Annotated in this window: 20 protein-coding genes; 9 read left to right on the top strand and 11 right to left on the bottom strand. The window is 68.8% G+C overall.

Going from position 1 to position 24,267, the window contains the following annotated elements; all coding sequences use genetic code 11:
* Positions 1-84: 84 nt before the first annotated feature.
* The gene (locus METUNV1_RS02085) at positions 85-2,298 is read left to right on the top strand and encodes a SulP family inorganic anion transporter (RefSeq protein ID WP_008058364.1); all 2,214 of its coding nucleotides are present in this window, start codon (positions 85-87) and stop codon (positions 2,296-2,298) included.
* A 72-nt stretch (positions 2,299-2,370) separates the two neighbouring features.
* Here METUNV1_RS02085 and METUNV1_RS02090 read toward each other — a convergent pair whose 3' ends face one another.
* The 3 genes from METUNV1_RS02090 to fumC all read right to left on the bottom strand — a co-directional run bounded on the left by METUNV1_RS02090 (position 2,371) and on the right by fumC (position 4,627).
* Positions 2,371-2,790 (bottom strand): YidB family protein, encoded by a 420-nt coding sequence (locus tag METUNV1_RS02090; protein WP_008058365.1) that lies wholly within the window; start codon positions 2,788-2,790, stop codon positions 2,371-2,373.
* Positions 2,791-2,886: 96 nt separating this feature from the next.
* A complete protein-coding gene (locus METUNV1_RS02095) occupies positions 2,887-3,135 on the bottom strand; it encodes a DUF2789 domain-containing protein (protein WP_008058368.1) in 249 nt (82 codons plus the stop codon).
* A 55-nt stretch (positions 3,136-3,190) separates the two neighbouring features.
* Complete coding sequence (gene fumC / locus METUNV1_RS02100) at positions 3,191-4,627, bottom strand: class II fumarate hydratase (protein ID WP_008058369.1); 1,437 nt, start codon at positions 4,625-4,627, stop codon at positions 3,191-3,193.
* 135 nt (positions 4,628-4,762) lie between these two features.
* Here fumC and METUNV1_RS02105 point away from each other — a divergent pair, with 135 nt between their 5' ends.
* Positions 4,763-6,706, top strand: coding sequence for a DNA repair helicase YoaA (locus METUNV1_RS02105; protein ID WP_008058371.1), 1,944 nt, complete (start codon positions 4,763-4,765; stop codon positions 6,704-6,706).
* 123 nt (positions 6,707-6,829) lie between these two features.
* The gene (locus METUNV1_RS02110) at positions 6,830-7,453 is read left to right on the top strand and encodes a hypothetical protein (RefSeq protein WP_008058373.1); all 624 of its coding nucleotides are present in this window, start codon (positions 6,830-6,832) and stop codon (positions 7,451-7,453) included.
* Positions 7,454-7,480: 27 nt separating this feature from the next.
* Here the strand turns inward: METUNV1_RS02110 and METUNV1_RS02115 are convergent, their stop codons facing one another.
* Positions 7,481-7,732, bottom strand: coding sequence for a hypothetical protein (locus tag METUNV1_RS02115; protein ID WP_008058375.1), 252 nt, complete (start codon positions 7,730-7,732; stop codon positions 7,481-7,483).
* 101 nt (positions 7,733-7,833) lie between these two features.
* Between METUNV1_RS02115 and METUNV1_RS02120 the strand changes: the two genes are divergently transcribed.
* Entirely contained in the window at positions 7,834-8,502 is a 669-nt protein-coding gene (locus METUNV1_RS02120; RefSeq protein WP_008058390.1) for an alpha/beta hydrolase, read from the top strand.
* A gap of 39 nt (positions 8,503-8,541) precedes the next feature.
* On the opposite strand, the gene METUNV1_RS02125 is transcribed toward METUNV1_RS02120, so the two are convergent.
* Positions 8,542-9,126, bottom strand: coding sequence for an IMPACT family protein (locus METUNV1_RS02125; protein ID WP_008058392.1), 585 nt, complete (start codon positions 9,124-9,126; stop codon positions 8,542-8,544).
* Between the two features lie 244 nt (positions 9,127-9,370).
* Here METUNV1_RS02125 and METUNV1_RS02130 point away from each other — a divergent pair, with 244 nt between their 5' ends.
* Positions 9,371-10,753: a hypothetical protein gene (locus tag METUNV1_RS02130; protein ID WP_008058394.1), complete on the top strand. Its 1,383-nt coding sequence runs from the start codon at positions 9,371-9,373 to the stop codon at positions 10,751-10,753.
* A 53-nt stretch (positions 10,754-10,806) separates the two neighbouring features.
* Entirely contained in the window at positions 10,807-11,187 is a 381-nt protein-coding gene (locus METUNV1_RS02135; protein WP_008058395.1) for a DUF423 domain-containing protein, read from the top strand.
* 26 nt (positions 11,188-11,213) lie between these two features.
* Here the strand turns inward: METUNV1_RS02135 and METUNV1_RS02140 are convergent, their stop codons facing one another.
* The 5 genes from METUNV1_RS02140 to prfB all read right to left on the bottom strand — a co-directional run bounded on the left by METUNV1_RS02140 (position 11,214) and on the right by prfB (position 18,442).
* Positions 11,214-14,003, bottom strand: a complete 2,790-nt coding sequence (locus tag METUNV1_RS02140; RefSeq protein WP_008058396.1) for an AAA family ATPase — start codon at positions 14,001-14,003, stop codon at positions 11,214-11,216.
* A 53-nt stretch (positions 14,004-14,056) separates the two neighbouring features.
* The gene (locus METUNV1_RS02145; RefSeq protein ID WP_008058397.1) at positions 14,057-14,755 is read right to left on the bottom strand and encodes a hypothetical protein; all 699 of its coding nucleotides are present in this window, start codon (positions 14,753-14,755) and stop codon (positions 14,057-14,059) included.
* A 16-nt stretch (positions 14,756-14,771) separates the two neighbouring features.
* Positions 14,772-16,061, bottom strand: a complete 1,290-nt coding sequence (locus METUNV1_RS02150) for a hypothetical protein (RefSeq protein WP_008058398.1) — start codon at positions 16,059-16,061, stop codon at positions 14,772-14,774.
* Positions 16,058-17,335, bottom strand: a complete 1,278-nt coding sequence (locus METUNV1_RS02155) for a hypothetical protein (protein ID WP_008058399.1) — start codon at positions 17,333-17,335, stop codon at positions 16,058-16,060. The genes METUNV1_RS02150 and METUNV1_RS02155 overlap by 4 nt, the downstream gene beginning before the upstream one ends.
* Before the next feature lie 2 nt (positions 17,336-17,337).
* Positions 17,338-18,442 (bottom strand): peptide chain release factor 2 gene (gene prfB / locus METUNV1_RS02160; protein ID WP_139026262.1). Its coding sequence is split into 2 segments (ribosomal slippage): positions 17,338-18,360 and positions 18,362-18,442, totalling 1,104 coding nucleotides; the frame shifts between segments, so codons are not numbered across the junction.
* A gap of 240 nt (positions 18,443-18,682) precedes the next feature.
* Here prfB and METUNV1_RS02165 point away from each other — a divergent pair.
* The 3 genes from METUNV1_RS02165 (at position 18,683) to METUNV1_RS02175 (ending at position 21,711) form a co-directional block, all read left to right on the top strand.
* Positions 18,683-19,774, top strand: coding sequence for a YVTN family beta-propeller repeat protein (locus METUNV1_RS02165; protein ID WP_008058403.1), 1,092 nt, complete (start codon positions 18,683-18,685; stop codon positions 19,772-19,774).
* 143 nt (positions 19,775-19,917) lie between these two features.
* Positions 19,918-20,856 (top strand): alpha/beta fold hydrolase, encoded by a 939-nt coding sequence (locus tag METUNV1_RS02170; RefSeq protein WP_139026263.1) that lies wholly within the window; start codon positions 19,918-19,920, stop codon positions 20,854-20,856.
* A gap of 96 nt (positions 20,857-20,952) precedes the next feature.
* A complete protein-coding gene (locus METUNV1_RS02175) occupies positions 20,953-21,711 on the top strand; it encodes a PEP-CTERM sorting domain-containing protein (RefSeq protein ID WP_008058405.1) in 759 nt (252 codons plus the stop codon).
* A 298-nt stretch (positions 21,712-22,009) separates the two neighbouring features.
* On the opposite strand, the gene METUNV1_RS02180 is transcribed toward METUNV1_RS02175, so the two are convergent.
* Positions 22,010-24,028, bottom strand: a complete 2,019-nt coding sequence (locus METUNV1_RS02180) for a type 2 periplasmic-binding domain-containing protein (protein WP_008058406.1) — start codon at positions 24,026-24,028, stop codon at positions 22,010-22,012.
* Positions 24,029-24,267 lie beyond the last annotated feature (239 nt).

Here is a 24,267-nt window from a genome sequence, read left to right on the forward strand (position 1 = left end):
TGCGCGACGCGGTGTAACATCGGCGCCGGTGCCGCGGGGGAGGCTTTCCGTGCCTGTGCACCCGGACAACGATAACGAGACGACATGCACGAGGACGATACGCCCGGAACCCGCGCGGCCTTGATCGGAGATGCCTGGGGCGGTTTTTCCGCCATGCTGGTCGCACTGCCTGCGGCCATCGCTTTCGGCGTCACCGTGTTCGCGCCTTTCGGTGGCACGCTGGCGGCCGAAGGCGCCATCGCCGGCATTTTCGGCGCCATCTTCCTCGGCATTCTGGCGCCGCTGTTCGGCGGCCGCTCGCTCGGCGTGAGTGCGCCGAGCGCACCGGCTGCCGCGGTACTGGCCGCCTTCGCCGGCGAACTGGCGCATCAGGGACTGGCCGACACGGTGCTGCTGCAGCTCGGCCTGATCGTGTTCCTGGCCGGCGTGCTGCAGATCGTGCTCGGCTTCGCCGGCGTGGGCCGGCTGATCAAGTTCGTGCCCTATCCGGTGGTGAGCGGCTTCCTGAGCGCGGTCGGGCTCATTCTGATCGGCGGGCAGCTGCCCCGGCTGCTCGGGGCACCGGCGGGTGTTTCGCTGTCCGATGCGCTGCTGCATCCCGGCGGCTGGAGCGGCCACAGCCTGCTGGTCGGTGCGGTGGCCGCCGGCGTGATGGTGGCGGTGCCGAAGCGGCGGGGCGCGATTCCGGTCGCCATCCTCGCGCTGCTGGCCGGCATTGCCGCCTATTTCACGCTCAGTCTGGTCGACCCGGCGCTGCGGATGCTGGAGGGCAACCGTCTGCTCATCGGCGAGCTCGGCGACGACGACCGCAGCGTGGCCGACATGCTGCAGCGGCACGCCTTCCTGCTGCATGGCTTCACGCTGCAGCAGCTGCTGCAGGTGCTGGCGCCAGCGCTCACGCTGGCTGCGCTGCTGTCCATCGACACGCTGAAGACCGGGCTGGTGGTGGAAACGATGACCGCGGTCCGGCTCGATCCGGACCGCGAACTGATCGGGCAGGGCGTCGGCAATCTGGCATCCGCGCTGGTCGGCGGGCTGGCCGGCTCGGCCACGCTCGGGCCGTCGCTGGTCAATGTTTCCTCCGGCGCCAGCAGCTGGCGCTCGTCGCTGCTGGCCGGCGTGTTTTCGCTGCTCGCGCTGTTCGTGCTGGCGCCGCTGATCGCCTGGGTGCCGGTGGCCGCGCTGGCCGGCATCCTCATCGTGCTGGGTGCGCGCATGATCGACCGCCGCGGTCTGGCCTTCTTCTTCGCGCCGGACACCCGGCTCGATTTCGCGGTCATCGTGGTGGTGGTGCTGGTCGCGCTGTCGGCCAATCTGGTCGCGGCATCGGCGGCCGGGGTCGGCTTTTCCATCCTGCTGTTCATTCGCGAACAGACCCGTTCGTCGGTGGTGCGCAGCCGTATCGAAGGGCGGGAAATCTTCTCGCGGCGCGCCGGAGCGCCGGTACCGGCCGACGCTGGCGACGCCAACGCCGACGAAGGTGAGGTGGTGGTGTTCGAACTGCAGGGCAGCCTGTTCTTCGGCACCGCCAGCCAGCTGCAGAGCGCGCTGGAGCCGGAAATCGGCAACCGCAGATTCCTCATCCTCAGCATGCGCCGGGTGCAGTCGCTGGACGTGACCGCCACGCACGTGCTCGAACAGATCAAGGACAGGCTGGAACAGCGCGACGCCTATCTGGTGTTCTGCGACATCCCGAAAGGCCTGCCGAGCGGCCTCAAGATGAAGCGCTTCCTGAAGGAAACCGGCGTGGTCAGGCCGAGCGAGAAGGCGGTCGCCTTCCGCCAGCTGGACGAGGCGCTGGACTGGGTCGAGGCGCAGCAGATGAGCCATGATGCCTCCGGACGGGCCGCGGCCGCGCTGGCGCTGCGCGACATGCCGGCACTGGTCGGCTGTTCGCCCGCCGCACTCGCTGCGCTGGAGGCGGCGGTCGAGCCGCGTGCGGTGAAATCCGGCAAGCGGGTGCTCAAGTCCGGCGCCGACGGCGAGGCCCTGTTCTTCGTCAGCCGCGGGCTGGTCAGGGTGTCGGTGCCCATCCACAAGAAGACCCAGAGCTACCACCTGGCCACCTGCGGGCCGGGCGAACTGGTCGGCGACATGGGTTTCGTCGAGGGCGGCCTCTACGGCATGGACGCGCTCGCGCTGACCGACGTCGAGGTGTTCGCGCTGCCACGCGCCCGCTTCGACGCACTGGCTGCCGAACACGGCGAACTGGCCGTGGCGCTGCTGCGCCAGCTCACGCGTTCGCTGGCGGCGCGCCTGCACACCGCGGTGGGCGAGGTGCAGGCGCTGCGCGGGTAGCGCATGCCACTGCAGGACGGTCGGGGCACCGGCCGTGCGGAGCCGTTCGGTGGGGCACGGCCGGTGAAGGGATTACGACTTCAGCAGTCCGCCCAGCATGCCCATCGCGGTCTGCAGCGCGTCGCCCTCCGGCGCCTTGCCGTCCGGAGACAGCGCGTCGACCAGCTGCGGCAGCAGGCCGGCGAGACCGGAGGACACTTCCTGCGAAGACAGGCCCACCTGCTGCGCGACGTCGCCGATCTGTCCGGCGCCGAACACGGCCTGGATCTGGTCGCCGGAGATGGGCAGGTTCTGGCCGGAACCCAGCCAGGAGGCGATGACTTCGCCCAGGCCGCCCTGCTGGAACCGGGCGATCAGCCCCTGCAGGCCGCCGATCTGCGGGCTGTTGATCAGGTTCATCGCGGCCTGCAGCAGCGCGGCATTGCCGCCGGCACCGGATTGCCCGCCGAGTGCGCCGGCCACCTGTCCGGCGAGTGCGTCGAAAAGTCCCATATCGGTCTCCCGGGGTGAAATGAGCGGCCAGCTTACGCCGGCTGCATGACGAAGGGGCAACGGCGCACAGCGCGATCCGTGCGGACGCTGTGGCGCTCAGGCTGTGCGCGGCCGCGCGTGCAGGCGGGTATTCAGCGCATCGACGGTTTCCGCCCAGTCGGCGTCCTGGGTGACCGCGTCGCGCAGGAAGGCGGCCTGGGCGGGGGTCCAGAAGCGGGCTTCGTGCAGCGGCAGGCCGTTGTCGAGGTGGCCGCAGGTGGCGATGAAGCGTTCGATCGACGGCAGGTCGTTCGGCAGGCCGAGCTGGGCGAACAGGGTTTCCATTGAATGCGGCGTGGTGTCCATGTGATCTCCTGACGGCAGGTTTCCATCCGGTCCGAATGTCCGGCCGGTGCGAACTTCATTGCGGGTGGCGCGCGCCTACGCCCAGCATGGCGCCGGGCTGCACCCACTGATCGAACTGCTCGCCGCTCACCTCGCCCGACGCAAGCGCCGCTTCGCGCAGCGTCAGCCCGTCCTGGTGGGCGTGGGCAGCGATCTTCGCCGCGCGGTCATAGCCGATGTGCGGCACCAGCGCGGTCACCAGCATCAGCGACTGCTGCAGCAGCGCGTCGATGCGCTCGCGCCGTGGCTCGATGCCGGCGACGCAGTGCGCGTCGAAGCTGCGCATGCCGTCGGCGAGCAGCCGCATGCTCTGCAGCACCGCGCCGGCGATCAGCGGCTTGTAGACATTCAGCTCGAAATTCCCCGCGGCGGCGCCCACCGTGAGCGCGACATCATTGCCCATGACCTGGGCGCACAGCATGGTGAGCGCCTCGCACTGGGTCGGGTTCACCTTGCCCGGCATGATGGAGCTGCCCGGTTCGTTCTCCGGCAGTGCCAGTTCGCCGAGGCCGCAGCGCGGGCCGGACGCCAGCCAGCGGATGTCGTTGGCGATCTTGGTCAGCGCCACCGCCAGCGTTTTCAGCGCGCCGTGCAGCGCCACCAGCGGCTCATGGCCGGCGAGCGCCGCGAACCGGTTGTCGGCCGGCACGAAGGGCAGGCCGAGGCTGTCGGCCAGCTTGTGCGCTACCCGGGCGCCGAATTCGGGATGGGTGTTGAGCCCGGTGCCCACCGCGGTGCCGCCGATGGCCAGCGCCCAGACGGCCGGCAGCGCGGCGGTGAGCGCCGTGCGCGCCAGCGCGAGCTGGGCGGCGTAGCCGGAAAACTCCTGTTCCAGCGTCAGCGGCGTCGCGTCCTGCAGATGGGTGCGACCGATCTTCACGATGCCGGCGAAGGCCGCCGCTCTTCCGGTCAACCGGGCGTGCAGCGCGTCGAGTGCGGGCAGCACCTGCCGGTGTACGCCGAGCGCCGCCGCCACGTGCATCGCGGTCGGGAACACGTCGTTCGACGACTGGCCCATGTTCACGTCGTCATTCGGATGCAGCAGCCGGGCCTCGCCCACGCCCCCGCCCATCAGTTGAGAGCCGCGGTTGGCCAGCACTTCGTTCATGTTCATGTGGGTCTGGGTGCCGGAGCCGGTCTGCCACAGCGACAGCGGAAACGCATCGTCATGCCGACCGGCCACCACCTCGTCGGCGGCCGCGACGATGGCGCTCATGCGTTCCGGCGCCAGCAGCCCCAGCCGGCCATTGGTCAGGGCCGCGGCGCGCTTGACCCAGGCCAGCGCGCGGATCAGTTCGCCGGGCATGCGTTCGGTCGATATCGCGAAGTGATGCAGCGAGCGCTGGGTCTGGGCACCCCACAGCACATTGGCCGCCACCTCGATCGGGCCGAAGGAATCGCGTTCGGTGCGGGTGCCGGTCGAGTCTGACGGCGCAGGCGGAGATGCGTGCATGGCGAGGGCGTCCTGCCGGAATCATGATTTCAGGATAGGACATGCCGTCGCACAGGTCCGCCGCGGATGTGGACGCGGGCGGGCTGGGGTACACTCCGGACCGGTTTCAGCCGCATTCCGCACCGCCTTCCTCCCGTGTCCGACATTCCCGCCACCTTCGCTCCCGACGGCCCGCTGGCCCGCGCCATCGCCGGTTTTTCGCCGCGCACGCAGCAGACTGAAATGGCCGAGCGGGTGGCGCAGGCGATCGCCGACCGCAGCGTGCTGGTGGTCGAGGCCGGCACCGGCACCGGCAAAACCTACGCCTATCTGGTGCCGGCGCTGATGTCGGGCGCCAAGGTGATCGTGTCTACCGGCACCAAGACGCTGCAGGACCAGCTCTACGGCCGCGACCTGCCCACGGTGCGCGGCGCCCTCGGCGTGCCGGTGAGCATCGCGCTGCTGAAGGGGCGGGCCAACTATCTCTGCCACTATCACCTCGAACGCGCGCTGCACGAGGGCCGCCTGGGCTCGCGCGAAGAGGCGTCGCACCTGCAGGCGATCGCGCGCTGGGCCAAGGTGACCAGTACCGGCGACAAGGCGCAGTGCAGCGAGGTGCCGGAAGAATCCGGCGCCTGGTCGCTGGCCACCTCGACCCGCGACAACTGTCTGGGCCAGGACTGCCCGAACGCCAAGGAATGCTTCGTTACCGCAGCGCGCCGCGAGGCGATGGAAGCCGACGTCGTGGTGGTGAACCACCATCTGTTCTTTGCCGACCTGATGCTGCGCGACGAGGGCGTGGCCGAACTGCTGCCCGCCTGCAACGCGGTGGTGTTCGACGAGGCGCACCAGCTCGCCGAAACCGCCAGCCTGTTCTTCGGCGAATCGGTATCGACCTCGCAGATGATGGAACTGGCGCGCGATACCCGCGCCGAGGCGGTGGTGAATGCCAAGGATTTCAAGGCGCTGCCGGAATCCGCCGAGCGGCTGGTGAAGGCGGTGCGCGATCTGCGCCTGGTGTTCCGCGAAGAGAACGTGCGCCTTTCCGCCGCGCAGATCGACGAGCGCCCGGCTTTCGCGCCGGCGCTGGCCACCGTGATGGAGGCGCTGAACGAACTGGCCGGTCTGCTGGAAACCCAGGCCGCACGCAGCGAAGGGCTGGAAAAGTGCTGGCAGCGCGCGCTCGATCTGATCGTGCGGGTCGAGCGCTGGCAGACCGGAGACCGGCCGGGCGAAAAGACCGACCGCGTGCGCTGGGCCGAAATCTATACCCAGGCACTGGCGCTGAACGCCACGCCGCTGTCGGTGGCCGACATTTTCCGCCGCCAGATGGAAGACAACCCGCGCGCCTGGATCTTCACTTCGGCCACGCTGTCGGTCGGCAACGATTTTGGCCATTACTGCGGCGAGCTGGGGCTGTACGACGCCCAGACCGCGCAGTGGGGCAGCCCCTTCGCCTACGAACAGCAGGCACTGCTGTACGCGCCCGAAAACATGCCTGAACCGTCGTCGCCGAACTATGCCGAGGCGGTCGCCAAGGCGGCCTGGCCGCTGATCAGGGCCTGCCGCGGCGGCGTGTTCGTGCTGTGCACCTCGCTGCGGGCAATGAAGCGCATCCACGAACTGATCGAGGACAGGCTGTCGGCCTACGATCCGGAGCGCCCGCTGCTGATCCAGGGCCAGGCCACGCGCAGCGAACTGCTGGACCGCCACCGTGCGGCCGGCAACGCGGTGCTGGTGGCGAGCCAGAGCTTCTGGGAAGGCGTGGACGTGCGTGGCGATGCGCTGCAGCTGGTCATCATCGACAAGCTGCCGTTCGCGCCGCCGGACGATCCGGTGCTGTCGGCGCGCATCGAGCACCTGAAGAAGCAGGGGCGCAACGCCTTTTCCGAATACCAGCTGCCGCACGCGGTGATCAGCATGAAGCAGGGCGCCGGCCGGCTCATCCGCGACGAGCGCGACCACGGGGTGCTCATGGTGTGCGACCCGCGCCTGGTCGACAAACCCTATGGCAAGGTGATCTGGCGCAGCCTGCCGCCGATGCGCCGCACCCGCAGCGCCGATGTGGCGGTGCAGTTCCTCGAAACGCTGGGCGGCTGAGGCGCTGCGGCGAACCGCAGGCGCCGCGGCCGGTCAGTGAGATGCACGCCGTGTCGGGAGCCACCGAAGGCCGGAGCGGCGTGACACACTGTCCGACGTGCGTCCACTGCAAGGTCACTCCGCGTGCTGTTCCTTGAATCCTGCATCCTGCTCGTCGCGCTGGGCCTGAGCATGCTGATGCGCCCCTGGCGCATGCTCGCCGGACCGCTCGCCGCGCCCTGGGCGGCATCGCTGGTGCTGCTGTCGCTGCTGTGGGTGCTGCCGCAGGCGCTGCCTGCCGGCATTTCGATCCAGCTGTCGGGCGCCTGCCTGCTGGTGCTCATGTTCGGCTGGCCGCTGGCGGTGATCGAACTGGTGCTGGTGGCGCTGGCGGTATGGATGCTTGGCCGGCTCGGCTTTGCCGCGGTGCTGTCGCAGCTGGTGTGGGTCGGTCTGGTGCCGGCCACGCTGGCGCTGGGACTGGGCGAACTGCTGCGCAGGCGGCTGCCATCGCATCCCTTCATCTACGTGCTGGGCCGCGGCTTCATCGGCACCGCGCTGTGCATCTTCGTGGCCGGTGCGGCCTATGAGGTCATCCACCACCTGCTCGACGGCGTCGAACTCGAGCACGCGCTGGTGGCCCGCTGGCTGATGGCCTGGGGCGACGCCTTCCTGACCGGCATGCTGGTGGCCGTATTCGTCGCCTTCGTGCCCGAGTGGCTGGCGACCTGGTCGGACCGGCGCTATCTCGGCCCGCCGCCGGAATAGCGCGCAGGCGAGGCAGCGCGGGGCCGCTTACTGCTGGTAATTCAGGTCGAGATCCGAATCCAGTTCGATCACGCAGTCGAGCACGCGCGCGGTCAGCGCCTCGTCTTCGTCGGTCCACATCGCTTCCGGATCGTTGTCCCGGGTCGACAGCGGGGCGATGTCGAAATCGACGAACTGGTCGCCGATCTTCAGCGCGGTCATGCCGGCAGCGTGGTCGACCAGGGTCCAGTCGTCCGGCACCTGCAGCTCTGCGGTCACGCGTACGGTCAGTGTCTTCATGGGAATCTCCGTGTGATGAGGCGGCACTTTAGCGCGCATGGCGCCGTGCGGGGAGATTCCGCTCCGGTAGCATGCGCGTTCCGTGAATTGCAGGCACCCGCATGTCCCTCTCGCTGATCGAACTGGAAAGTGATGCCACCGGCGCCGCCCCGCGTGCGTCGGTGATAGTGCTGCACGGCCTCGGGGCCGACGGCAACGATTTCGTGCCGGTGGTGCGCCGGCTCAGGCTGGACGAGGTCGGTCCGGTGCGCTTCGTGCTGCCGGACGCGCCCGAGCGGCCGGTCACCCGCAACGGCGGCTATGTCATGCGCGCCTGGTTCGACCTGTACGCGCCGGGCGCAGGCCAGGAGGCGGAAGCCGATGTGCGCGCCTCGCAGGCGCTGGTCGATGCGCTGATCGCGCGCGAGATCGAACGCGGCGTGCCGGCATCGCGCATCGTGCTGATGGGTTTTTCCCAGGGCTGCGCGATGGCGCTGGTGACCGGCCTGCGTCATCCGCAGCGGCTGGCTGGCGTGATCGCGCTGTCCGGCTACCTGCCGCTGGCCGACAGGACGGCGGAAGAGCGCAGCGACGCCAGCCGCGACCTGCCGGTGTTCATGGCGCACGGCAGGCAGGACGATGTGGTGGTGATGCCGCGCGCCACCGCCGCGCGCGAGGTGCTGGAAAGTCTGGCCGTGCCCTGCGAATGGCACGAATACGACATCGGGCACGAAGTGAGCCTGGAAGAGATCCGCGACATCAACCAGTGGCTGCTGCGCGTGCTGGCCTGACACCCACGCCTTGCGCGCGGTCAGGCGTCGGGCACCGGATCATTCGATCCAGCCGATGCGTCCCTGACCGGCGTCATTGAGCCGTGCGACGAAGGCCGGCGCGTCGGGCTCCGGCAGGCTGATCGTCATCGTGACCACCGAGTCGTGGCTGACCTCGACCAGCGCCGCGCGCGCGGCGTCGATTTCCCGCCGGACCGTGCCTTCCAGCGCATAGGGCAGGGTGCAGCGCAGCGTGCGCAGCCGGGTCAGCGGCACTTTCACCGCACCCGCCAGCGCCGAGGCCACCGCGTCGGTGTAGGCGCGTACCAGACCGCCAGCGCCGAGATTCACGCCACCGTAGTAGCGCACAACCGTGGCCAGCACGCCTTCCAGGTCCTGGTGGCGCAGCACTTCAAGCATGGGCCGGCCGGCGGTGCCGCTCGGTTCGCCATCATCGACCGCAGCCGACTGGCCACCGGCCAGCAGCGCCCAGCACACATGAGTGGCCCCCGGATGCTGTCGCCACAGCTCGATCACGCGCGCCTGCGCCGCCGCGCGGTCGCGCATGGTCTCGACACAGCCGATGAAACGGCTCTTCTTGATCGTGAGGTCGCTGTGGACCGCGGCGGCGAGGGTGTTGGGCATGGGGCGGCAAGCTTACCGCAGGCGCCGCCCCTCGGCCTCCTGGCGTGGATCAGGCGCCGGATACCGGAACAGGCCCTTCCGTTCACTCCGTGCATGACATCGGTGTGGGGTGGCGGGAATGATGTACTTCTTGGCAGCGAGCACCGCCAATGCCCATGCCCGGTGGCTGTACTGGGCGAACACGCTTGCGTATGCTGCGCGCGTGATCAACGCGCCTTTGGCGCCGGGCCTTGGGGAGAGCAGGATGCGCGGCATATTCGTAGCAGCGGCGATCTGCGCTGCGCTGAGTGGCGCAGTGCAGGCACAGACCGAGTGGCTGTCCGGCATGCCTACGGCGAAGCAGGTGGAGTCGGCGGTGCAGGGGCGCAACGAGCGCGACACTGCGGCGCAGACCAGTGCTGCGCTGCAGATGATGGACGGCGTAGTGCAGAGCCTGTCGCCCAAGCCCTTCGACCCCGCGCGCCTGACGCCGGAGGTGAGGCGCCGGCTCGACGAATACCGCGCCGCACGCGAGCGCATCGATGCGCGCGAGATGGAGAAGTTTTCCGGCAGCCGCTGCGAGGGCGATCAGTGCGAGAAATATCTCTATCCGCGCTGCGCACAGAAGTATGCGTTCTCGCCCGAGTTCTACCGGGTGGTGATGGATCGCCACTTCACGCCGGACTGGCAGCGCAGCTGGGTACCCCGGGTGCACGGCACTCTCTGGCAGCGTGCGCTGAAGCTGCCCGCGGGCACGCCGCTGCCGGCCGGCTTTGCGGACGGTCTGCCCTGCGCCGGCGCCGGTGCCGGCGAACCGGGCCTGCTCGATTACGCCACGGCCGGCGCCGACATCGGCCGGGATGTCCTCGCCGGCCTGCTGGTCGGTGACGTGCGCACCTACCGCACGCCGCGCGTGCTGTTCGACGACGTGCTGCCCGGACTTCTGCTGGCGGCCGCTGCCGCAGCCGTGCTGATCGTGCTGGCGCTCCGCCAGACCCTGCGCAACGTGACGCTGGACCGCGGCAACGCACGCAAGCTCGTGTCCTCGGTACCGTACGAACTCGACCTGTTCGCCGGCGACCTCCAGGGCTACAGCCGCGGCATCGAAACCATCACCACGGTCAGTGGCGGCCAGAACAACACGCCGGTCACCAGTTCGTCGCGCAGCGTGCTGCACGAACGCTTCTTCCTGGTCGGCCCGGTCGGTGGCGAACTGGAAGTGAAACTGACCAACGCCGATTCCGGCGCGCGCGACGGTCACCGGATGACCGCCGCCTGGATACAGAAGCCGGGCGCCACCGGCGGCCCCTGGCTGTTCATGCGCAATCACACGATGCGCACCACGCTGTGGTTCGGCAATAACGCGAAGAAGCCCTACGGACTGCGCAGCTGGCCGGTGTGGGCGCTGGTCGCGCTGTTTTTCGGTACCTGCATCTGGGTGGGCATGCGGGCCGATACACTGCGCGTGGTGAAGGACGGCTGGGACGTGACCGGCCATCTGGTCCTGTGGTGCGGTTTTCCTGCGCTGCTGGTGGTCGCTTCGCTGTTCATGTGGATCTACGCGATACGCAGCCGCCGGCTCGCGCGGTTCCGTCGCGAGGTGGATGAGCGGCTGATCCCCGAGCTCGACCGTGCGGCGGGCTTCTGAGGTGCCGCATTCCCGCTGCCTTCGCCTGACATCGTCGATTCCTGGAGCCCTGCATGCCTGATTACGCCCGCCGCTTTCTCTTCCTCGCCGCACTGGCCGGTGCGCTGGCCGTGGTGCTCGGCGCTTTCGGCGCGCACGCGCTGAAGGCGCGGCTGGACGAGCCCATGCTGACGGTGTGGCAGACCGCGGTGCAGTACCACTTCTGGCACGCGCTGGCGCTGGGGCTGATCGGCCTGCTGGCACTGCACCTGCGCGACGCCTGCTGGCTGATGCGGGCCGGCTGGCTGATGCTGGCCGGCCTGCTGCTGTTCAGCGGCAGCCTGTATGCGATGGCGCTGACCGGCACGCGCGCGCTGGGCATGGTGACGCCGTTCGGCGGACTGGCTTTCATCGCCGGCTGGCTGGCGCTGGCCTGGGCGATCAGGCGCGGCTGAGCCGCGCCTGCCGGCCGCTCAGCCGATCAGCGCGCCCGCTTCAGCACGCCGATCGGCGGCGCCCAGCCCTCGCCCGGCGCCTTCTTGCTGGTGACCAGCGTGAGCTGGGCCGGCGCGAACACGTTGGCGTTGTGGGTGACCGGGGTGGTGATTAGGTACTGCGCCCGGGTCGCGCCGAGGAAGCGGCCGACGCGGTCGATATTCGCCACGTCCAGGTGGGCGAACGGTTCGTCGATGAACACGAAACCGCCCGGGCGGCTGTCGTCCATCAGCAGCGCGATCAGCAGGATGAGCGACTTCATCACCTGCTGGCCGCCCGACGCTTCGCCGTCGTTCAGCCCGACCGCGCCCTTGCGGTCGAAGTCGAAACTCACGTCCAGCCCGGCCTGCGCCAGCGACAGGTCGTCGTTGTCCAGATGCGGCGTCGGGCAGTCCACGCCGACGCCCGCCAGTTCGCCCAGCGCGCGCAGGTTCTTCGCGTACTGGCGCACCGTGGCGCGCAGCTTGGCGATGTAGGCCGAGCGCGCGTCGTCGGTCAGGCGCTGTGCAGTGGCGCAGTAGCCCTGGCGGGCGGCGTAGTCCTGTTCGCGCTTGGTCAGGTCGTCGCGCAGCCGTTCGCGCAGCGTGAGCGCCGACGGGTCGGTGATCCAGTCGCCGCGCGCCAGCAGCGTGCGCAGACGTTCCAGTTCGCGCCGTGCGGCACGGGTGTCGCCGTAGCGTTCGGTGAGCTGGGCCAGTTCCTGCGGGTCCAGCCAGTGCGCGGGCATGCCGCGCCGGCGGCTGCGCAGACGCAGCAGCCGGCGCGCCTGTTCGGCGCGGCGCGGCGCCGATTCCTGGCTCAGTTCGCGCAGACGGCGGCCGCTGTCGTCGATTTCGCGGCGCCGGCGGTCCGATTCGACCTCGATGCCGCGCAGGTTCTCATTCAGACCTTCCACCTCACGCCGGGCGACGTCGCGGGCCGCCTCGGCCGCGCTGCCTCTTTCGCGCGCGGCCGGCAGCGCCGCCGCGGCTTCGGCGAATTCCGCGCTGCGTGCCGCCAGCAGGCTGGCCGACTGCAGGCCGAGCAGGCGGGCGCGCAGGCCGGCCACCTTTTCGCGCGCGGCATCCAGTTTCGGGCTCAGTGCGCGGCGTGCCGTGTCGAGCGCCGAAATGTCGCTGCCCAGCTGGGCGATGCGCGCCTGACGGGCCAGTTCGCCGAAGTGGAACTCGCTCGGCCGGCCGAGGTGGCGGGCGCCGCGCCTTTCCTTGTGATAGGCGTCGCGGGTGATCCATTCGGCATCGCGCGGCAGGCTGCGCGCCGCTTCGGCGTCGTCGACCCGCTGCATGCGGTTGAGCAGGTCGCACAGCCAGCGCGGCACCGGGGCGGCGAAACGCACCACTTCGGCCAGCGAGCCGGTGCGCGCGGCCGGCGCGCTTTCGCGCTCGGCCACGATGAAATGACGGAAGCGCGCACGCTCGCCGAGCGCCCAGGCGGCGTGGCGGTCGTCCTCGCGCTCCAGCAGGATGAGATGGCGGTAGGGGCGCAGCACCGCCTCCAGCGCCGCCTGCCAGGCGGCGTCGGTCACCTCGACCACGTCGGACAGCGCGCTGTGCGCGATGCCGGCTTCGTCGAGCTGGGCGCGGAACTCGCTCACTTCGCGGTCACTGGGTGCGCCGCGGCGCTCGCGGGCGGCGCGCAGCGCCTCGGTCTTCTCCTCGAAACGCTGCACCAGCGCACGCTCTTCGGCGACCAGCTTTGCCACTGCCGATTCGGCGTCGGCGTGTTCGGCTTCCAGTGCCAGTGCATCGGCGCCGTGTTCGCTGGCGACCCGGTCGCGCAGCTTGCGTTCCTCATCGAGCAGGCGCTCGATGTCGCGCAGCGCGTCGTGCGCCGCCAGCTGTTCGGCTTCGGCCGCCTTTTCGGTCGCACGGGCGGCGTCGAGAGCGCCGCGAGCGGCGTCGCGTTCCGACTTCACCGTGTCGAGCCGGGCCGTGGCGGCGTCGTGTTCGAAGCGCAGCCGCCGCACATCCTCGCGCAGCCGCGCCAGGCCGTTGCGTTCGCCCTCGGTTTCACGGGTCAGTTCGGCCACCTCCAGGCGCGGCACGATTTCCGACTCCAGCGCGTGCGCCTCGTCGCTGTGCTGCTTCCATTCGAGGTAGTTGTCGGCCTCCATGCGCTTGGCTTCGGCCTGGGTACGCAGGCGGTCGAGGTCCAGACCGATGCTTTCCAGTTCGCGCTCGGCGCTCTTCTGTTCTTCGCGCGCGGCCTGGTAGTTGTCCAGCACCTCCTTGTCGCCGAACACGTCGAACACCAGATCGAGCAGCGCGCGCGGCGAGTATTCGCACAGCTTGTCGGTGTCGCCCTGTTCCAGCGACAGCACCTTGGCGATGGCCGGCGTCAGGCCGCCCCAGGCGAGCCGGTTCTGGTAGTCGCGCAGGCCGGCCCAGTCACCGGCCTCTTCCAGCTGTTCGATCGCCACGTTGCCGTCGACGATGGCGTAGTCGCGCGTCCAGTCGCCGCCGGCGCGCCGGATGCGGCAGGCCAGCGTCACTTCGTCGTGGATGCAGGGGAAGAAGGGCCGCTTGCCGGTGCCGCCCGGCACATTGGCCACCACCGCGCGTATCCAGGCGAAGTCGCGGTCGGCGCGCCGCACGTAGCGGCGGAAGTCGCGCTTGCCGGAACAGCGCAGCGCGAACAGCGTGCGCAGCGCATCGAGCAGCGTGGTCTTGCCGGAACCGTTGGGGCCGACGATGGTGATGATCTGGGCGTCGAGCGGCAGCGTGAAGCGGCGCCAGAAGTCCCAGTGCACCAGTTCGAGTTGCTTGATGTGGAACATGGTCGTGGATCGTCAGCGCAGGTGAGGGGGGCAGGGGAGCAGGGGCTGCGTCGTCATTCTTCGCCGTCCTCGTCGGCCTGTGCCGCCTGCGCCTGTTCGAAGGCGTTGGCGGCGGGCAGGCGGTGGCCGGCTTCCGCCAGCACGTCAGCCAGCGTGCCGTGGATGACCCGGTCGGCCAGGATGCGGTAGTCGAGCAGCACGTCGAGCAGCGGACCTTCCAGCACCTGACCGCCGCGCCGTTCGATGAAGCCGAGTCGCGCCAGCTTGCCGAGCGCGAAATTGAGCTTGGTCTTGCCGCCGAGGCGATTGCCGAAGTCGGCCGCCAGCGACGCTTCCGACAGCGCGCCGGATACGGTTTCACCATGCTCGACCGGGGTTTCGGCGCCGAACATGTCGTTCTGGCCGTCGTCGTGCAGGCTGCGGCGGTTCACCTGGCGCTCGCGCTTGGGCAGCACGATGAGCGCCCAGATCACCATCAGCCAGGCCAGTTCGTCACGGGTGAGGCCGACATTCGATGCGGCGTATTCGCGGCCCTGACCGAACACCGGCTCGCGCATGTCTTCGGCCAGGCCGACCGCGATGTGGGCGGCATAGGGGTTGTCGAGCAGCTGCAGGCCGACGGAGGCCAGCCGGTTGTCCAGCGCATGGCGGAAGCTGTCATCGACCAGCGCCCGGCGGGCCAGCGCATCGCTGCGCGGAATCGAGCGGTGAGCCAGCAGGCGGGCGGTGAGGGTGCGCAGTTCGGTTTCCATCGTCACTCCCGTCAATTCAGATTGGATCTGCCGGCCGCGGCACGACCTCGCCGACCGTGATGGCGGCGACGTTGTCGTCCTCGACCGGCTGCAGCTGTTCGCTGAAGCGCACGTCCACCGGCATGCGCAGGAAATCCGCGATCGGGCCTTCGCCGGCTTCGCGCATGCCGTCGGCGTCGGCATCGCGCAGCAGGGCGAGCAGCGACATGCGGTAGGAGGCCTGGGCGAAACTGCCGCCCGGCACGATGTCGGCCAGCGCCGACGGGGCGGTCAGGCGGGCCATGCGCTGGCCGAACAGTTCGAGCAGGCGCAGGTCCTCCATCTGCGGCGCCGGTGCAATGGGCGCGTCGTCCGGTGCCGGCAGCACCGCGGCCGCGGCCTCCGGCACCGGTTCGTTGGCGGCCGCCGGTTCGGCGCGGTCCAGCAGTTCGTGGCCACCGGCCAGCAGCGTGAGGTCGGGGCAGGGCGTCAGCGCGTCGGCGCACAGCCCCGCCAGCGCGGCTGCGTCCAGCCCGCGCAGCCAGCCGGCCACGTCGGACGACGAAATGCCGGAACCACCCAGCGTCACGCGCTGCGATTCGATCTTGTTCAGCGCGCGCTGGAAGGAGGCGTCCACCCGCGCCAGCCGCGACTGCGCCAGACCGATGCGCTGGGCCAGCGTGGCGCGCTCGAACGGAATGTCCTCGTCGGCCAGCAGGTCGCGCAGCAGCGCGGTGCCGCGGTCCAGCCAGCGCGCGTTGGCGGCCAGCCGCCGGCGGGCGGACAGGATGCGGAATTCGGAGCCGGACGCGATGGCGTCCTCGAAGTGCAGCGTGAGGTCGTTCAGCTTGCCGAGCAGCTGCTGCAGCGCGTCGCCGGTGTCGCGGTCCACCGCCTGCAGGCCGGCCAGCTGGGCGGTCAGGAAGCCCAGTTCGGCGTCTTCCTCGCCCGACAGTTCGAGCAGCATGGTGAGCGCGGCGCCGGCATTGCGGCCGATGTCCGACAGCAGGTACTGGCCGTCCTCGAAGCGCAGCAGCGTGTGGTCGCGCAGCCGGCGCAGCACGGTTTCCAGCTTGACCGGATCGATGAAGGCGAAGCGGGCGCGCAGGCTGTCCGGCGACCAGCGCGGCATGTCGGCGTTGCGGCCGATTTCGCCCAGCACCATCACGCGCATCAGCACTTCGGCCTCCGAGCCGTGGAACAGCGTACTGAAGGCGCCCAGCAGCGGCCGGGCGCGCAGCAGGCGGTCCAGCTCGGGCACTTCGTCGGCGTCGGTGCCGGCGGCCAGAAAATCGGCGAGGCCGGCGTGGGCGTTGTCGGTACTCATCTGTACAGCTCCAGCGCAGCGATGCGTGCGTCGATGTCGGCCAGCACCGCGCGGTAGCCCGGGGCGCCGACGCCGCCGAAGCGGCGTACGAATTCGGCTTCCGGCATGAATTCGGCCAGGCCGTCCAGCGGTGGCAGCAGCGCGTCCACCTTCAGACCGGCGGCCAGCCGTTTCGCCGGCTCGGTGTGGCCGGCGGCGATCCGCTCGCCCAGACGGGTGCCGGCGCGGTCGGCCAGCAGGTCGGTGAAGGAGAAGCCGCTGCCCGAACGGGCATCCCGCATTTCCTTGGACAGGCCGATCACCTGCGCCCACTGGCCGCCGGCCCAGGCGGCGATCAGCGCGGATCCCAGATAGTGCTGGGCCATGTCCTCGCGCCCGCGCAGCGTGAGCACGGTGCGCGGCGCCGCCGGCCAGTCCGCCGCTTCCGGCAGCAGGCTGGCCGGACTGCGGCCGGTCACGTGCAGTGTCAGCACCAGCAGCGCGCTGCGCTGTTCGGTCAGCAGATCGCCGCCGCGGGCGGCGCGCTCGCCGGCCCGGGCGAACAGCGCCTGCAGCGGCGGCAGCAGGCTGTTGCCGCGCTCGCCGGGTGTGGTCAGTGACTGGCGCAGCGCGGCGTGGTAGTCGGCCAGCCGTTCCGGTTCGCCCGGCGGCAGCAGGGCGCGCAGGCCCTCACGCGCGGCGCCACGGCCGGCGCGGTCGTCGATGGACAGACCGGCGCTGCTCAGCTGCGCACCGCGCAGCGCCTGCGCGATCAGCGCCGGGTCGCCGTGGTAGCCGATGCGTTCGAGCACGCCCGGCAGCAGCATGCCGGCCAGACGCCGGGCCAGTGCCGGCGGCAGCGGCAGGTCGCCGATGCGCAGCCGGTCGAGCACCGGACCGTCCTCATCCATGCCCAGCTGCAGTTCGGTGTTCAGCCACAGGCCGGCGGGCAGGGCGGTGCTGCTGCGCAGGGTGCCGAGCGCGCTGTCGCCGCGGCCGGTCAGCGTCAGATCGGCGCGGGTGGCCGGCAGCCGGCGCGCGGCCATCTGCAGCAGTACGCGCAGTTCTTCCGCCGACAGGGTGATGCGGCCACGCTGGGTGCGTGCCTTGCGCGGGTCCAGCTCGCCGACCCGGCGCATCGCCGCATCGACCGACGCGGCGGACAGCGCCGGCGGCGCTTCCGCGATCGACGGCGCGCGATCCAGCCCTCGCCACAGCAGCAGGGCGAGCGCGACCGCACACCCGATGACGCCCAGTGCGACGCCGGACAGCACGGCGCGCAGCAGGAAACGCACCGTCAGACGCCCTGTTTCAGGCTGGCCTGGATGAAGCCGTCGAGATCGCCGTCAAGCACGGCCTGGGTGTTGCCCACTTCGTGGTTGGTGCGCAGATCCTTGATGCGGCTCTGGTCGAGCACATAGGAACGGATCTGGTGACCCCAGCCGATGTCGCTCTTGGTGTCTTCCAGCGCCTGCTGGGCGGCCTGGCGCTTGCGCAGCTCCGCTTCGTACAGCCGCGACTTCAGCATGGCCATCGCCTCGGCGCGGTTCTTGTGCTGAGAGCGGTCGTTCTGGCACTGCACGACGATGCCGGTCGGCACGTGCGTGATGCGGATCGCCGAGTCGGTCTTGTTGATGTGCTGACCGCCGGCGCCCGAGGCGCGGAAGGTGTCGACCCGCAGGTCGGCCGGATTGATGTCGACCTCGATCGAATCATCGACTTCCGGATACACGAACACGCTGGAAAAGCTGGTGTGGCGGCGCGCGCCGGAATCGAAGGGGCTCTTGCGCACCAGCCGGTGGATGCCGGTTTCGGTGCGCAGCGTGCCGTAGGCGTATTCGGCGCTCACCTTGAGCGTGGCGCTCTTGATGCCGGCCACTTCGCCTTCCGACTCTTCCATCACCTCGACGCCGAAACCCTTGCGCTCGCAGTACTTCACGTACATGCGCAGCAGCATCGAGGCCCAGTCCTGCGCTTCGGTGCCACCGGCGCCGGCCTGGATTTCCAGGAAGCAGTTGCTCGGGTCCTGCGGGTTGTTGAACATGCGGCGGAATTCGAGGCCGGCGACGTCGGCTTCGATCTTTTCCTTGTCCGCCTCGATGGCCACCACCGTGTCCTCGTCCGCTTCTTCGCGGGCGAGATCGAACAGGTCACGGGCGTCGGCCAGCCGGGCGTCGATCGACTCCAGCGTGCGGACGACCGATTCCAGGCCGTGCTTCTCCTTGCCCAGTTCCTGCGCGCGTGCGGTGTCGTTCCACACCGTCGGGTCTTCCAGCGCGCGTTCTACCTCTTCGAGCCGCGATGCCTTGGCATCGTAGTCAAAGATACCTCCGCAGTTCGCCGGCCCGCGACTGCAGGTCGGTCAGGTGATTGGCGATGGCGTTGAGGCGTTCTGCTTCCATGGTGAGTACCGGCCGAATTGCGTAAAACCCGACATTCTACCGCCGCAGGCGGCCGGGATGTTTTCCCTTGTTCCGGTCGCCGGCCTGCCGCACCGTTCCGGGACGCCTTCCCGGTGGCCGTGCAGGCCGGTCTGCGGAGCCGATTCGCGGAAATCCTGAACCGGATGGCCCGGACCGCTCTCTATACTGCGCGACGCTGCCGGTCCGGCACTCGACAAGAAACGACGGAGGAACTCCCCAATGCAACTGAAGTCCGCATGTCGCGGCCTCATTTCGGCCGCCCTGTTCTCGATGATGGCCGCCGCCGGTCTGGTGCAGGCGGCCGGCACCGCCTATGTGAGCAATCAGGAGGGCGGCATTTCGGTCATCGATCTGGCGAAGATGGAAGTGACCGGTGAATTCGAGGTCGGCGGCAAGGTGCCGCGCGGCCTTGGCGTGACCGACGACGGCAAGACCCTTGTGGTGGCCGTGCGCGAATCCGGCGACATCGCGCTGATCGACATCGCCAGCGGCAAGGTGAACAAGCGCATCAAGATCGGCAAGAACCCCGAATTCGTCCGGGTGCGCGGCCACATGGCCTTCGTGTCCTTCGAACCGACGTCCAAGCTGGGCCCGCCGCCCAAGGGTGACAAGAAGGACGAGAAGAAGGATGGTGGCAAGGAAGGCGGCCACGATGACGACGATGATGACAAGGAGCCGGCCAAGGTCGCGGTGGTCGATCTGAAGAAGGGCAAGGTGCTGCGCAACATCGTCGGCGGACCGGAAACCGAGGGCATCGAATTCACCGCCGATGGCAAGCGCCTGGTGGTGACCAACGAAGCCGACAACACGCTCACGCTGCACGACATCAGGACCGGCAAGCTGCTGAAGAAGGTCGAGACCTCGCAGTACGGCACCCGGCCGCGCGGCATCAAGCTGTCGCCGGACGGCAAGACCTTCGTCGCCACGCTGGAGTTCAGCAACAACTTCCTTGTGCTGGACGACAAGCTGAATCCGGTGAAGACCGTGGCCACCGGCCAGACGCCCTACGGCGTGGCTTTCGACCGCAAGGGCGAGCGCCTGTACGTTGCTACCGCGCGCGCCAAGGCGCTTGAGGTGTTCGACGCGAAAACCTTCGACAAGATCAAGGACGTGGCGCTGGATGCCGAGCGTTGCTGGCACTTCACCTTCACGCCGGACGATGCGCAGATCCTGATCGCCTGCGGCCGTTCCGACGCGGTGGTGGTGGTCGACACGCAGAAGCTGGAAGTGACCGGCCGCATCGCCGACAAGAAGCTGCCCTGGGGCATCGTGACCTGGCCGCGCGCGATGGGCAGCCTGGATGCGAACTGAAGCGTTTCCGGCCGGCGCTGCCGGCCCTGTCGCAAGCCCGCCACACGGCGGGCTTTTTTTCGTCCGGCGAAGCCTGCTGTCGCGATACTGAAACACGCCCGGCACAGACTGCTGCGTTCAATCTTCATGTCATGAGGCCGGTCGTGGATGAGCGCAGCATGCGGCTGCCGGACGGGCGAACGCTGGCGTGGGCCGAGTACGGCGATCCCTTCGGCTACCCGGTCATCCTGTGTCACGGCGTGCCTGGATCGCGCCGTCAGGTGCCGCCCTTTGACGCGCTGACCAGCGAGCGGCACGCGCGGCTCATCGTGCCCGACCGCGCCGGCTACGGCCTGTCCGACGACGCGCCCGGCTGGGGGCTGGCGGACTGGCAGTCCGACATGGCGGTCCTGGTCGAGCACCTGAAGCTGGGCGATTTCGCGGTGGGCGGCGTGTCAGGCGGCGCACCGTTCGCCTGTGCGCTGGTCGAGCGCTTTGGCGAGCAGGTGTCCCGGCTGGTGCTGGTGAGCGGCGTGGCGCCCGGCTACGGCCTGCATGTCGGCCTGCCGATGCCGCACCGGCTGGAAGCGCGCATGGTGTGGCTGGCGGTGCACGCGCCCCGACTGGCGCGCATGGTGTTCGAGCCGCTGGCGCTGGTGGCCACGCTGTGGCCGCGCACCTGGCTGGCCATCGTGCGCCATCTGGTGGGCGATGCTGACCGCGCCGAACTGGCGCGCCGCGATATTCACGACATGTTCTTCGACGACCTGCCCCGCGCCACCCGGCAGGGCGCGGCCGCCATCGTGCGCGATCTGGCGATCGCCGCGTCCGACTGGGCGCTCGTGCTGAACCGCTATGCCGGCGCAGTGGAAATCGTGCAGGGCTGCGACGACCGCATCGTGCCGGCCGACTGCGCCAGCCGGCTGGCCTTCCTGTTTCCGCAGGCCAGCGTAAGGCTGCTGGCGGGCGAGGGGCATTTCTTCGTGTTCAGCCGCTGGAGCGAAATCCTGTCGGCGCTGCTGGCGCGGCGCTGGCGGCATGAGCAGGGCTGCACCGCAGGACTGAACAGCGGCTCCGAGCGACGGACGCCGGTAGCGCCGTAGTCCGAACAGACCACGAAAACGCGTTCAGGGCTTCAACAGGCGGTCACCCACGCGCCGTATCGTGCGGTCATCCCACTCTCATTCCGGAGATTCACGATGATCCGTACTTCGATGCTGCTGGCCGCCCTGCTGGCTGCCGGTTCCGCCCAGGCCGCGCTGCAGACCGGCGACATTGCCTTCACCGCCTTCAATGCCGACGAAGACGGCCTGTCCTTCGTTGCGCTGGCCGATATCGCCGCCAACACCACCATCTACTTCAGCGACAACGAGTGGACCGGCGCCGCCTTCAATACCGGCGAAAGCTACAACCAGTGGAACGCCGGTGCCACCGCCGTTTCCGCAGGTACCGTCGTGCGTCTTGCGGCCTACGACAAGACCACGCTGTCGGCGTCGGTCGGCACGCTGAGCCGCGTCACCGTGTCCGGCAGCGCCAACTGGGGCATCGCCAACTCGAATGAAACCATTTACGCCTATGTGGCCAGCAGCGTGACGGCACCCGCTACCTTCCTGGCTGCCATCACCAATGGCACGTTCGCGGCCGACGGTTCGCTCACCAACACCGGCCTGACCGAGGGCAGCTCGAACGCCATCCGCCTGACCGCCAAGGCCGGCACCTCGACGCCGGATTACGCCCAGTACACCGGCACGCGCACCTTCAGCAGCGTGGCCGCTGCCAAGGCCGCCCTGGGTGATCTGAACAACTGGACGGTAGACACGAACAATGGCGACTACGCCGCTCTCGTGCCGAACACCACGGCTTTCCAGATCACGGCCGTGCCGGAACCGGAAAGCTACACGCTGATGCTTGCCGGCCTCGGCATGCTGGGCGCCATCGCGCGCCGCCGTCTGGGCTGAGCGGCACCGGGTTTCACCTGGCTGCGACCCACTTGAAATGCGGCAGCCGATACGCTCTGCGTACCGGCTGCCGCATTTTCATTTGCCGACGTCCGGGCCGCCTTCCGTCTGCGCCATCGTGACCCTGAGCCGCCCTTTGCAGACATTTCCGTGGCGGCATGGCGCGTGAAGGATTCGATCTAGATACGGCTGCCGATCGTGATCGAGAGGTCGAGCCCGGCCGCGTTTCCGCCTCGTCCCGCTGTCGCCCGGGACGGGCTGATGACGGCTGTGCACTGCACCCGGACATGACGGCCGCTCAATACTGTTTCTGCGGGTTGTACTGTTCCATGCGGCGGTACTGCGCCGCCTGCACGGCCTCGTCGTAACGCGCCCGGTTGTCGCGATCCCGCTCTATCCATTGGTCGAGCATCGTATCGCGCGATCCTCTGCCGGACGGGCTTCCGCCCCCGCCCGCACTGCCGCGTCCTCTTGTCACGTAGGTCACGAGCGGAGCCAGTTCGCCGTCTATCGTGAGCTGGGTAGCTGTCCAGCGGAAACGCCCGTCGCATCTTGATGTGGAGGACTCCGACCGGATCGGTTCTTCGGACAGCAGGGTGGCGTAGTCGCGGCGAACGAAATGCTCGTCCCAGCTACAGTGCTGTCCGCCCTCTTTCGCCTGGCACGTCAGATTGCTGACGACGATGTCCACCTCGGTGGTCTTCCACTCCACGTCGAAGAAACCGCCGTACAGGTTGTAGCCGGTCTCGGAACGCAGTTCCGCCCGCTGTCGGAGCGCTTCGGTGCTGGCTTGCATGCTGACTTTCGCGATCAGCGCCTGAATGTCAGCCTGTGAGGGCTTGCCGTTTGACTTGAAGTTCTTGAGGACGCGAGCCTTGTCTGCCGCGATGCGACGTTCCTCGGCGAGCCTTGCCTGATGTGCAATCTCCGCAAGCAAGTGAGCAGATCTCGCGCTGAAGGCGGCACTGAGTTCCGGGTCCTTCATGGCCAGCACGCCGAGACGGCCGGTGCCGAACGCCGCCGCCATCAGGCGGGGCAGTTCCTCGGGCGTCCGGGCGTTGTTCAGCTGACCGACCAGCGTGGAGCGCCGTTCTCGTATGGCGCGCTCGGCCAGCGCCAGGAACGCGGTTTCGAGGCGGTCACCGGCCTCCCGAGCGCGCAGGTTCTGTGCATGCCATGCAGGTGAAAGGGCCTGCTTGATATTGACCACCGGCCAGCCTTTGGTGCGCAGGTCGTCCATGGCCTTGCGGCCGAGCAGTCGGTCGTTCCGGCACACGAAGTTGTCGATCACGAAACGATCAAGCTGCTGCGTCAAGTCGCCGATTTCCGTGACTGGTATGTCGGCGCGGGAAATTTCCAGGGCTGCGTTCAGTTCCACCGTGGTCAGATCGGCGAGGTAGGCCTGCGCCGCGGTTTCGATGTCGGCCTGAACGGCTTCCAGTACCGCGAAGTTGTAGTCCAGATCCTTCTGCTGTTCAGGCATCACCGGCATGACCGGCGTCGGGGCTGGCTGCTTCATCGTGCCCCAGTTCGTGTTTTCGATCTGTTCCCTCGACAGGCGGATGCCGAGGTTCTGGTCGTTGGTACCCCGGTTGGGGAGCTGGCGCTGAATCAGCGTATTGGTGCCCAGCGCACGCGCCCACCGATCCGACGCCTGAGCGATCCGCTGTCCGTGCTCCAGCACCTGGCGCAGATCCTGTTCGCGCAGGTAGTTCCGGCCGGCCTTGTCCCGGATCTGAGCCCTGACCGACGTTGGCTGGCACAGGGTCTGAACCGACGCCGATTCTGCAAAACCGCCGCCCGGAACCTGCACGGTCTTGCCCGGTATCCGGATTTCGCGGAGCGGTGAAGTCGCCGTTACTGCTTGTGTGCCAGTTCCCGGAGGCGGCGTCACCCTGTTCGCAAACAGCGGCTGGACGGCTTTGCCGATGGCCTGCGCCTTCTCTTCCGGCATCTGCTCCGCGGCATAAAGCCCGAAGGGTTCCGGCAGTCCCCACATTTCGCCAACCAGGGCCACGAGCCGGAAGGATGCAAGGGAGGGGTAGCCGGGACTGGGCGAAGCAAGCAGAAGCTTGCTATCGGTGGCCGGATCCTGCTGAAACCTGTCCACGGCCACCTTCGTGAAATTGCCGGCATGATTAGCCACGCGATAGGGCAGCTTGAGCCTCTTGCCGAGCTCAGTCGCGATCGCGCGAGCCGCGGTATCGACCTCTCCGGCGGCGGGGAATCCGACGTAGAGGGCGGGCGCAGTCTGCGCGAATGAAAGTGCCGTGCTGCAGGTCAGCAACAGCAGTACGAGGGTGCGAATAACGAGCATGGCTTGAGACGCTTCTGTGGAGTTCTGTCTGGCGAGTGCCCGGGCGCGCGTTCGAAGCGCCCCGGTTGTGCGGATTTCTGTTTGTATCAGGCACGAAAAGCCTGCGTGGTCCAGTCGCCGGCGTCAACCGGCGATGCCAACCGGGGCTTCGCCTGACGGTTGCCCGGGCGAATCCTGCGGTGAGGCTCGAATCTCCGGACACATGCAGTCGGGCTGACACCGGGCTGAAACAATCAGAT

Source organism: Methyloversatilis universalis FAM5 (assembly GCF_000214035.2).
Classification (GTDB): domain Bacteria; phylum Pseudomonadota; class Gammaproteobacteria; order Burkholderiales; family Rhodocyclaceae; genus Methyloversatilis; species Methyloversatilis universalis.

Coding starts and splice junctions, on each gene's coding strand:
- METUNV1_RS02085 (WP_008058364.1), top strand. CDS start 85: ATGCACGAGGACGATACGCCCGGAACCCGCGCGGCCTTGATCGGAGAT.
- METUNV1_RS02090 (WP_008058365.1), bottom strand. CDS start 2,790: ATGGGACTTTTCGACGCACTCGCCGGACAGGTGGCCGGCGCACTCGGC.
- METUNV1_RS02095 (WP_008058368.1), bottom strand. CDS start 3,135: ATGGACACCACGCCGCATTCAATGGAAACCCTGTTCGCCCAGCTCGGC.
- fumC (WP_008058369.1), bottom strand. CDS start 4,627: ATGCACGCATCTCCGCCTGCGCCGTCAGACTCGACCGGCACCCGCACC.
- METUNV1_RS02115 (WP_008058375.1), bottom strand. CDS start 7,732: ATGAAGACACTGACCGTACGCGTGACCGCAGAGCTGCAGGTGCCGGAC.
- METUNV1_RS02120 (WP_008058390.1), top strand. CDS start 7,834: ATGTCCCTCTCGCTGATCGAACTGGAAAGTGATGCCACCGGCGCCGCC.
- METUNV1_RS02125 (WP_008058392.1), bottom strand. CDS start 9,126: ATGCCCAACACCCTCGCCGCCGCGGTCCACAGCGACCTCACGATCAAG.
- METUNV1_RS02130 (WP_008058394.1), top strand. CDS start 9,371: ATGCGCGGCATATTCGTAGCAGCGGCGATCTGCGCTGCGCTGAGTGGC.
- METUNV1_RS02135 (WP_008058395.1), top strand. CDS start 10,807: ATGCCTGATTACGCCCGCCGCTTTCTCTTCCTCGCCGCACTGGCCGGT.
- METUNV1_RS02140 (WP_008058396.1), bottom strand. CDS start 14,003: ATGTTCCACATCAAGCAACTCGAACTGGTGCACTGGGACTTCTGGCGC.
- METUNV1_RS02145 (WP_008058397.1), bottom strand. CDS start 14,755: ATGGAAACCGAACTGCGCACCCTCACCGCCCGCCTGCTGGCTCACCGC.
- METUNV1_RS02150 (WP_008058398.1), bottom strand. CDS start 16,061: ATGAGTACCGACAACGCCCACGCCGGCCTCGCCGATTTTCTGGCCGCC.
- METUNV1_RS02165 (WP_008058403.1), top strand. CDS start 18,683: ATGCAACTGAAGTCCGCATGTCGCGGCCTCATTTCGGCCGCCCTGTTC.
- METUNV1_RS02175 (WP_008058405.1), top strand. CDS start 20,953: ATGATCCGTACTTCGATGCTGCTGGCCGCCCTGCTGGCTGCCGGTTCC.
- METUNV1_RS02180 (WP_008058406.1), bottom strand. CDS start 24,028: ATGCTCGTTATTCGCACCCTCGTACTGCTGTTGCTGACCTGCAGCACG.